Below are 9,312 nucleotides of genomic sequence, written 5' to 3'. Positions count from 1 at the left end.
GGGCGGTGCTCTAACCAATTGAACTACAGTCCCTTGTTTTTCACTTTATCTATTATGCCGAACAGCTAGGCAGTTGTCAAGAGATTTTGGATTGATTTTGGCGATTGGCGATTGGCGATTGGCGATTGGCGATTGGCGATTGGGAATTGGTAAATTTTCCCAGTCCCCAGTCCCTAGTCCCTAGTCCCTAGTCCCCAATTAAACGATGTAGAATTTGAGGCTGCATCAATTTATACTGTTGTTTCAGCAATTCTTTGCTTAATGCAACAGCAGAAGAAGGAGGCAAAAGCTTACTCTGCTCTATCCAGTTTTTGAGTAACTGTCTTTGGAGAGTCTCGATATGACAACTCATAACACTCGCACATGAGTAGGGGGCTTCCAACGTAAAGAAAATCAAAGGATAGCGATCGCGCTCGGCTAAGGAATACACTATTTTGTGATTTTGGGGTTTTTGCATATCCAAATAACAAGGGAGCCATTTTGGACCGAGTTCTTTGTTATAGAGTAATGTTACCCATAAAAGCATTGGATGAGGAGTTGTCACAAAGATAAATTGGTTGTAACGAGTCGAAAACGCATAGCTGTTGATTTTGTGTTTGGGCATCATGAGGAGCAAGGCGCTTGCAGTTCCCGATTCAGTATCGAGAAGATAGGGAAAAACTATTTCCTGAATTGGTTTGTCTTTAGGCCACTCAAGCATTTTACACGCTTGTTCTACTGCCAGAGTTAATCCAGAACTGGGGGTAGGGTGTAGGGTGTAGGGTAGGGTGCGAGAGGAAGAAGGTGAGGGGGAAGGGGGGAGGGGATGAGGAAGTGTGTGTTTCGCCTTGTCTCCTATTCCTACAACTTCCAAACTGTCTAATACTTTAAGAACAGCCGTCAGATTTTGAGGGCGATCGCTTGGTACTTTCGCAAGACAAGCCATAATTAAATTATTCAGTTCTTTTGGCAATTTTAGCTCTGGTCTAATATCTGTAATACTTCGCGGTTTTTCAAAGTGATGAGCTTTATACCAAGCACCAAAAAAGTCACTTTCTGGTTGCAAAGGTTTTTCACCCGCTAGCATCTCAAACATCATGACTCCCAAACTGTAAATATCAGAGCGATTATCTAATTCATCAGCTTCTAGTTGTTCGGGAGAGCAATAAGGTAAAGTCCCGTGAAATCCCTTTGTTATTGTAAGTATTGAACCTGAATAATTTAAAAATTTAGCAATACCAAAATCTAGAATTTTTACCAACTGACCCAAAATAGGATCTGGAAGCACTAATATATTTGCTGGCTTAATATCCCTATGAACTAAGGGGTATACTTTACCATCAATTTCCATCCCATTATGAGCGCATTGCAAGCCCAAACAAATTTGACGGCAAAGTGAAATAAACATCGGCAAAGACGTAGGAATCAAATCCTTTAATGTATTGCCTAACAAATACTCCATAACATAAAAGGGCTTTTCATCCTTACTCACCCCATAATCTGTGACTCTCACAATATTTATGCTTTTTTGACTTAAAGCAGCACAAATACGAGCCTCACGAGCAAAATCCTGTTCCATCTTTGGATCTGAGACTGTTTGAGACAAGAATTTAATAGCAACTGGTATTCCTCCTAACAAAACATCATCTGCTAGGAAAACTTCTCCCATACCTCCTCTGCCAATAAAATGTTTTAATTGATAACGATTGGCAAGCAACCCTGTATTGGCTGGAGATGCAAACGCGCTCTTAATCACTCTTACAACCTCCGAAACACACTAAATATACAACTAGCTGATGTATTGATATTACCCACTTTATGGAAGTTATAGCATTTAACGATAGACTAAAAAATGTAAAAATTTATCAAATAACATAATCACCCATTTTTTAACATCTAATTTTTGTTTCCGTCGATTGATAACTAATTGTTCCAGTATATCAGGCTTCATTTTTTCATATTGTAATTTCAATTCATGTTTACTATTCTTACCAGAGAACTCCAAATTTAATTTCTGAGCTTTTTCTAACCAATCTATTAACTGCTGACGTTGGGAAGCGGCGATTGACAAAGTTATAACATGAGAACAAATAGATGGTTCTTCTAAAGAAAAAAAGAGTAAATGATAATAGCCAGTATCAGCTAAAAGACGTATTATCTTTTGACTTCGATTATCCTTAAAATCTAAACAATAAGATAACCAACGTGTGAGTTCAAATTTACCATCGCATAAAACAGTTACCCATAATAGCATGGGATGTAAATCTTGGGAATAAATAAATTCTGTTCCATTGATTTCATTTAAAAACTTTATTATCTCTTTTTTAGGTAGCATTGCCCAAAAAGTTGCTATACTTCCATACTGAGTTTGGAGGAGATGAGGAAAACAAATAAGTGCTATAGGTTTATTCTTTGGCCAATTTTTCTCCAAACAAACTTTTTCTGATAGTGACGTTACGGGTACTAATTGTACTGTAGAAGCAGATTGAAGAGTTTTATCTCGCTCACTCACATCATTTATATTTCGTTGAATCTTCTCTAAACTTTCTAACACTCGATCGATACTTTGGGGACGAGCATTAACCTCTTTCGCCAAACAATTCATCACTAATTGATTTAATTCTATTGGTATGTCGATCTGAGGAAACATCTCCTCGAAAGGTGGCGGTGCTTGAAAACGATGAGCTTGATACCAATTTCCAAAAGATTGAGCTTTTGTACTAAACGGATGCTTTCCCGTAAGCATCTCGTACATCAAAACTCCCAAACTATAAATGTCCGAACGCACATCTAGTAGTTTGCGTCCTTCCATATGTTCTGGAGAACAGTAAGGAAGACTTCCCACAAATGAATCTGTCAGCGTTAGCCCAGAACGCTCTGTTAAAAACTTTGCAATACCAAAATCAAGAATTTTTACGATTACATTAGACTTTGCGTCTTCTGTAATAAAAATATTTTCTGGTTTAATATCTCGATGAATAACAGGATAAATATCTCCTTTATAACTCACTCCTTGATGAGCGCACTGTAAACCCAAACATATTTGGTAACTAAGTTCTAAAAAATCTTCTATCGTTATTTTTTTTGTTTTTAAAATATCTTTTAAATTTTTGCCTTGGAGATACTCCATTACATAAAACGGCACGCGAGCGTCGGTAATACCATAACTCAAAACACGAACAATATGTTTGCTTTTACGTCCTAGTTGAGCACCAATAAAAATTTCTCTAGCAAAGCGTTGCGACATTTGCTGATTTACCAAATTTAAAGATAGAATTTTTACAGCAACTGGTATTCCGCCTTTTGCTGCATCCTCAGCTAGGTAAACTTTGCCCATACCACCTCTACCAATCCCATCTTTAATAAGATAACGATTATTTAAAAAATGTCCGATATATCCGTCTATATCTGTTTTGGTCATTACCACTTTTTTTTAACCTCGATATATTCCTATCAGAATCGTAATTTTTGAAAAAAGAGTCAGTTTGAGAATGGCAGAAACTTTCTATAATTACTAATTGTATTTAAATTCATATTATTTTTATTTATAAAAATTAAAAAAGTTAAATAAGAATTAATAAAGATTAAGATAAAAAAAGAATAAGTTCTTATAACCTACTCAGTGAAATCTTTTAATTCCTATTTAACACATATACAAAAAAATGCATATAAGAAGATACACGGAAACATTTGAAAAATTGGGCGAATGGAATTCGCAACTACACAAACGCTCATCCGTCTATGCGGACTGATGAATCCAGGAATTAAAAACCCACGTAGGTGGTGAGTCCAGCGCTACAGGCGGGTTTCCCACGCCCAAGCGACTGGCGTATAGCCCTTACGGGCATAGCCTTCGGCATCGCGAAGCGTCTCCGTTCGCGTAGCGTGTGCTTTGCACATAGGAGATACCCGGAGGGTTTTTGCCTGTATAGCCGCGAATTCTATTCGCCAAGGCAAGTATGAGTTAAATAATCACTAAAAAAGATGACGGAAAAATCTAATAATAGATGGTTCCATTTTTAGCTTGAAGGCTAGTATCTGGGTTTGTTGAAGTGGATTGAAATTGTTGTCACTCACTAAAATTAGCGATCGCTGTCCGTCTGGTAGTTGAGAACCAAGGCTTAAACCTTCAATATTATCGAGAGCTAAATCTAGTTTTCTTAAATCTAAAATCAGTGTTTTCTTAACAGTTTTAATATTTTTAATGTCAACAGTTGTAAGGCTCTCTATCTTACTAATATCATCAGCACCCTTGATGGAAACTTGGTATATTGCAATAGAAAAACCTAACCCCGTAAAAGTTCTTTCTAGACTGAGGAAGTTTCCATAGTTATCTAGAGCAATTAAATCTGTTAAACCACTATCAAATCTCGGAGAAAGATTAAAAAGAGGTGCGATCGCTTCAGTTATGTAAAGAAATTCTTTTTCTGGTTTTCCCGTTTTCAGATTATATTGTAAAATCCGGCAAGGACTACTAATTTTTGGTTTAGCTTCTGAACCATCTTGAACAAGAGCATTTTCATTTGCAGTAAACAAAGATTGCTTGTCTGGGGTAATAGTAAGAGACTCAAAAGCTAAATTGTTCCGAATTCCTCGGTTACCACTTTTCTCTGGTAAAAATTTGTTAGGAATGGGTAAAGATGACAGTTCTTGACCGGAAGATAGAGAAAATTCTTTAATAAAAGGGTTAATTTCTTGTCTGACATCGCCTTCAGAAGAAATAAATACTGTATCGTTATTATTTAAAGCAATTCCTTCTGTATCGAGGCTTCCTGTTGGGAAAGTTTGTTTAGCGTCATTTAAAAGTGTGGTAACACCGACAGGAACTACACCTCCATTTTTTAGCTGTCCATTACCAAGATCTATTTTTAACGTATAGAACCGAGCAGGTGCTTTATCGCTTCGGTCATCAGATATAGTGTAGAAGAGTTGCTTTTCGGAATCGTAAGTTATACCAGAAAACCCTCCCATCGGAGTTTTTTGAAAAGAAAAACTCGTCGGAAAACTAGTAGAACCTATAAAATCTATTCCCGTTATTGGAACAGATGGTGCGGGAAAATCAATAAAAAAGATCCCAATAATGATAATTGGAAGAATTAGAAACAAAATTGTTGGAAATTTAAAGAGTTTTTTAATAAATTGTGTCATGGTTAGTTGTTTTGGACTATAGAAATAAATCTAAGTAGGTATTACCCACCAAAAAATATAGTAGTCTTAGTAGGGGCGCAATGCCTTGCGCCCCTACATCTTTTCCACCAGATGTCTATTGTAACCAAGGAGCGCTATAAATAAGGTGGGCTTTAGCCCTACCTACTTATAATGTTAGATATTGGTTGCTACTAACAACAAACAATTAACAATTAAAAAAATTAACAAGCCAATCTTTTACACTACGGGTTGCGCGGCAATCGTCTTCATTGTATCGTTGGATAACTTCTAACAAAGTGCGATCGCCTGTTTCTAACCACTGGTCATACCAGTAAATACACTTAGCACCGCTTGCTTCTGAGTCGCGCCATTTAAACCCTAGCCAGCGAGCGATAGTTTTCAAAGCGTAACTTTCTACTGGTAAAGCTACGTTTTGCGTTAATATCTCATAAACATCTACAAACCGATTTAATACGGGAAATACAGAGCTATAAGGAGTTTTGTAAAGTTTAGCTAAGCGTTGAACTGTATCAAATTCATAAACACAAAAGTGATAAATGGGTGCATCTGGATACTGTCCCACTAAATTTAAAAATTGCTCCCAAATTAATCTTTCATCTTCTTGGCTTTCTGCAAGTAAGGAATAAAATGTTTCTGTATTAGCTTCTCGATCGACAATTAACACTCCCAACAGGTAATCTAGATGTAAATCTGGTTGTGCTTCAATATCAAAAAATATTTCTATTGGGGCTGTAGATAAAAGCTCTTCCAAAGGATAAGTTTCGTTAAAAAGATCTACGTACCTTCTTTGAGCTTCTTTAATAGAATTAGAGGGGTTTGAATTATAAAAATCTGTAGTCGTATCTTTTCTTAATGATAAGTCAGGTAAAATAATGGGTCGGTTTTCAACTATAGCTTGAGCTTGTATAATAAGTTTGGGAGCTACTACACGGTCAAAACCAGGTAACTGTTCTATTTGTGTTGGATGTGTTTTAGCTAAAGACTCTACAGTTGTTATATCTAGTGCTTTTAATTGTTTATAACGAACAGGTGTGACTCCTGGTAGTAGAGAAAGATGTTTTTGATTTTGGGCTACTTTATAACAGCTACTGTACCAAGTGCAAAGACTGCACTTCTGGCGAGAGATAAATACCTCTGGTGGTTCGTCTTGTTTCAAACTTCGAATAAACTCCCCTATAATCTCGTGCATCAGGGGTTCCCATCTTGAAATATCTACAGGATAGTTCGCTTCCCTTCCACGTAACATCAGCCAAGCTGTTTCCAACTCTACTTGCTGTACTGTTGCTAATACGTAAGCGTGAAATGCTGCTGTAATTTGATATTCCTGTTTGGGACGTTTACCCAGTTCAATGTTGACTGGAACGTATATCCAATCTCCAAAACGAGACATTCCTGCTTGTCTCAGAAGAAGATCGGGACGGCTAACCAAGGTGTACCCTCGGTAGTCACTAGCAATCAGCGCCCCTTGATAAATGCACTCCACTCCCTGCTGCATTAACTCTAATGTTGCAGCTTTACCTGTCTCCCAATCTCCATAGCGGTAGTCTGGACGTTGATAATTAAATTGTTCCACAACACTCTGCTTATGAGCAATTTTGTCTTGTTGTAGTTTAAGCAGCAAGTCATTTGCAGGATCTCGCTGACTTTTGTCAGCGCGAAGGTCTAAAAAAGGTCGGCGCTTACAACGTTGGTATTGCAGTAGTAATTCAGCATTAATTAGCATTCCTTTAGCGTAACAAGAATAAGCGTGTTGTGGCATTAAAGTATGAAGGATAAAGGATAAAGGATGAAGGATAAGATACTAGTGTTTCATACTTCATACTTTATCCTTCATACTTACTGATGAGTACACTGCATCACCATCGAGAGCAAATTCCAGCTTTAGCAAACAAATTCTACTTCAACTATGGCGGTCAAGGACCAATGCCTCAATCTGCTCTAAGTGCTATTACTGAGGCTCAAGCTTACATTCAGGAAGTCGGTCCTTTCGGTACAAAAGTCAATTGCTGGATAGAGGAAGAAATAGAAGCGACTAGAGTTGCGATCGCATCTGAGTTAAATGCACCGCCGGAAACGATAACATTGACAGAGGATGTCACTGTTGGTTGCAATATTGCTATGTGGGGTATTGAGTGGCATTCTGGCGACCATATATTATTGTCTGATTGCGAACACCCTGGTATTATCGCAACAGCACGGGAAATTAGTCGTCGGGAAGCTGTTGAAGTCACTGTTTGCCCTGTTTTAGCAACTTTAAATGAAGGCGATCCCGTAGAAGCGATCGCTCAGCATTTACGCCCATCCACTCGCCTTGTTATACTCAGTCATGTTCTTTGGAATACCGGTCAAATCTTGCCTCTTGACAAAATAGCAAAAGTATGCCATGAGAACAACGCAAGGCTCATGATAGATGCAGCTCAATCCGTTGGCTTACTACCTCTAAATTTAACTGAATTGGGAGTTGATTTTTACGCCTTTACAGGACATAAGTGGTTGTGCGGACCTGGTGGAGTGGGAGGTTTGTATGTGAAACCGGAAGCAAGAGAAAATCACCATCCCACATTTATTGGTTGGCGTGGAATCATTTCTAATAGTCAAGCCAAATCAGCGAACTGGTATCCAGATGGGCGTCGTTATGAAGTAGCAACATCAAATTATCCGTTATATGCGGGGTTAAGAGAAGCAATCTCCTTTCATCAGCAATGGGGAACCGCAACAGAACGGTTTCAGCAAATTTGTCAGAAAACCCAGTATCTTTGGCAACGCCTGCAAGCATTACCCGAAATAAAATGTTTGCGGACTTCTCCACCAGAAAGTGGTTTAGTCTCTTTTCAATTGACTCATCACACGCCTCAAACTAGCCAGCAACTCGTAGAGTTCTTGGAATCTCTTGGATACCTCACCCGAAGAATAGCCAATCCCGATTGCGTGCGTGCTTGTGTGCATTATTTTACCTTAGAATCAGAAATCGATGGGCTAGTAGAAGCGATTCAAAGATGGAAAGACCCACAATATACGTAGCACTCACCAATCATGGCTTTGGTCATACAACCCGTACTGCATCCGTAGCCGCCACAATTCAGAAATTCTGCCCGGAAGTTCTGATCGTTATGGTAACAACGGCTCCACGATGGTTGTTAGATTGCTATATTGAAGGCGATTTTATCCAACGTCCCCGTGCGTTAGATTTAGGTGTGGTGCAGGCGGATAGTTTGCAGATGGATAAAGACGCGACTTTGGAAAAATTACTAGAGATAAAGAAAAATAGAAATTCCATCATTGCTTCTGAAGTCAATTTTATCCGCCAAAACAGGGTTCATCTGGTCTTAGCAGATGTTCCCTTCCTCGCAAGTGAAATTGCCAAAGCTGCTGGTATACCTTGCTGGACAGTCAGTAACTTTGGATGGGACTTCGTTTATAGAGATTGGGGGGGAAGCTTTACAGAAATTGCTGATTGGATAAGCGATTGTTACTCACTGGGCGATCGCTTGTATCGTCTCCCATTCTACGAACCAATGAGTGCTTTTGGAAATATCATAGATATTGGATTAACAGGTGGCTCTCCCCGATATACTCCAGAAGAAGTTCGTTCTACTTGGGGAATCACAGCCCCAGTAGAAAAAACTATCCTACTCACCTTTGGCGGATTAGGTTTGCAACAAATTCCTTATCACAATCTGCAACAGTTTCCCAATTGGCAATTTATTATCTTCGATAAAAATGCTCCCCAATTGCCCAACGTAATTCCAGTCACCGACCGTAAATACCGTCCTGTAGATTTTATGCCTGTTTGCGGGCGAGTTGTATCCAAACCGGGCTACAGTACTTTTGCGGAAGCCACTAAATTAGGATTGCCTATTGTTTCAGTTACCCGCGATGATTTTGCGGAAGCAGCTTTTCTGCTTAATGGTATTTCTAGTTACAACCATCATCAAATCCTCACCCCATCCGAATTTTTCCAAGGAACCTGGGATTTTCTCAACCAACCACCTCAAGCGCCAAAAGAATCTCAACCCATTGCCAAAGATGGAAATGAAACTATAGCCAATGCTGTCATTAATTATTTTAGGGACTGGGGACAAGACAGTGACCAGTGACCAGTGACCAGTGACCAGTGACCAGTTAGGAGACAAGAAAAATAGATAAGGGAGAAGTACTAAATTC

At 38.8% G+C, this 9,312-nt stretch carries 6 protein-coding genes; 2 read left to right on the top strand and 4 right to left on the bottom strand.

Translation table 11 applies throughout. The features are described 5' to 3' along the window. Positions 1-187 precede the first annotated feature (187 nt). The 4 genes from ACKTT2_RS31000 to ACKTT2_RS30985 form a co-directional block, all read right to left on the bottom strand. The gene (locus ACKTT2_RS31000) at positions 188-1,735 is read right to left on the bottom strand and encodes a serine/threonine protein kinase (protein WP_407893952.1); all 1,548 of its coding nucleotides are present in this window, start codon (positions 1,733-1,735) and stop codon (positions 188-190) included. A 78-nt stretch (positions 1,736-1,813) separates the two neighbouring features. After that, positions 1,814-3,400 carry a serine/threonine protein kinase gene (locus tag ACKTT2_RS30995; RefSeq protein WP_407893951.1) on the bottom strand — a complete coding sequence of 529 codons (1,587 nt, stop codon included), beginning with the start codon at positions 3,398-3,400 and terminating at the stop codon, positions 1,814-1,816. 554 nt (positions 3,401-3,954) lie between these two features. Then, complete coding sequence (locus ACKTT2_RS30990) at positions 3,955-5,127, bottom strand: esterase-like activity of phytase family protein (protein ID WP_407893950.1); 1,173 nt, start codon at positions 5,125-5,127, stop codon at positions 3,955-3,957. 205 nt (positions 5,128-5,332) lie between these two features. Continuing rightward, on the bottom strand, positions 5,333-6,871 hold the full coding sequence (locus ACKTT2_RS30985) for a TM0106 family RecB-like putative nuclease (RefSeq protein WP_407893960.1): 1,539 nt from the start codon (positions 6,869-6,871) through the stop codon (positions 5,333-5,335). A 119-nt stretch (positions 6,872-6,990) separates the two neighbouring features. Here ACKTT2_RS30985 and ACKTT2_RS30980 point away from each other — a divergent pair, with 119 nt between their 5' ends. After that, positions 6,991-8,169: an aminotransferase class V-fold PLP-dependent enzyme gene (locus ACKTT2_RS30980; RefSeq protein ID WP_407893949.1), complete on the top strand. Its 1,179-nt coding sequence runs from the start codon at positions 6,991-6,993 to the stop codon at positions 8,167-8,169. Then, positions 8,145-9,245, top strand: coding sequence for a glycosyl transferase (locus ACKTT2_RS30975; protein ID WP_407893948.1), 1,101 nt, complete (start codon positions 8,145-8,147; stop codon positions 9,243-9,245). Before ACKTT2_RS30980 ends, ACKTT2_RS30975 begins: the two co-directional genes overlap by 25 nt. The last annotated feature ends 67 nt before the right edge of the window (positions 9,246-9,312 follow it).

Origin of the sequence: Scytonema hankhaensis NUACC26 (assembly GCF_045865695.1) — a bacterium.
Taxonomy (GTDB): domain Bacteria; phylum Cyanobacteriota; class Cyanobacteriia; order Cyanobacteriales; family Nostocaceae; genus Scytonema.
The sequence above is the reverse complement of the archived record's forward strand: the minus strand, read 5'-3'. Positions and strand labels throughout refer to the sequence as shown.

What these genes read in the sequence shown, in the direction of transcription:
- ACKTT2_RS30995 (WP_407893951.1), bottom strand. Translation starts at nt 3,400, where the DNA reads ATGACCAAAACAGATATAGACGGATATATCGGACATTTTTTAAATAAT.
- ACKTT2_RS30990 (WP_407893950.1), bottom strand. Translation starts at nt 5,127, where the DNA reads ATGACACAATTTATTAAAAAACTCTTTAAATTTCCAACAATTTTGTTT.
- ACKTT2_RS30975 (WP_407893948.1), top strand. Translation starts at nt 8,145, where the DNA reads ATGGAAAGACCCACAATATACGTAGCACTCACCAATCATGGCTTTGGT.
- ACKTT2_RS30985 (WP_407893960.1), bottom strand. Translation starts at nt 6,871, where the DNA reads ATGCTAATTAATGCTGAATTACTACTGCAATACCAACGTTGTAAGCGC.
- ACKTT2_RS30980 (WP_407893949.1), top strand. Translation starts at nt 6,991, where the DNA reads ATGAGTACACTGCATCACCATCGAGAGCAAATTCCAGCTTTAGCAAAC.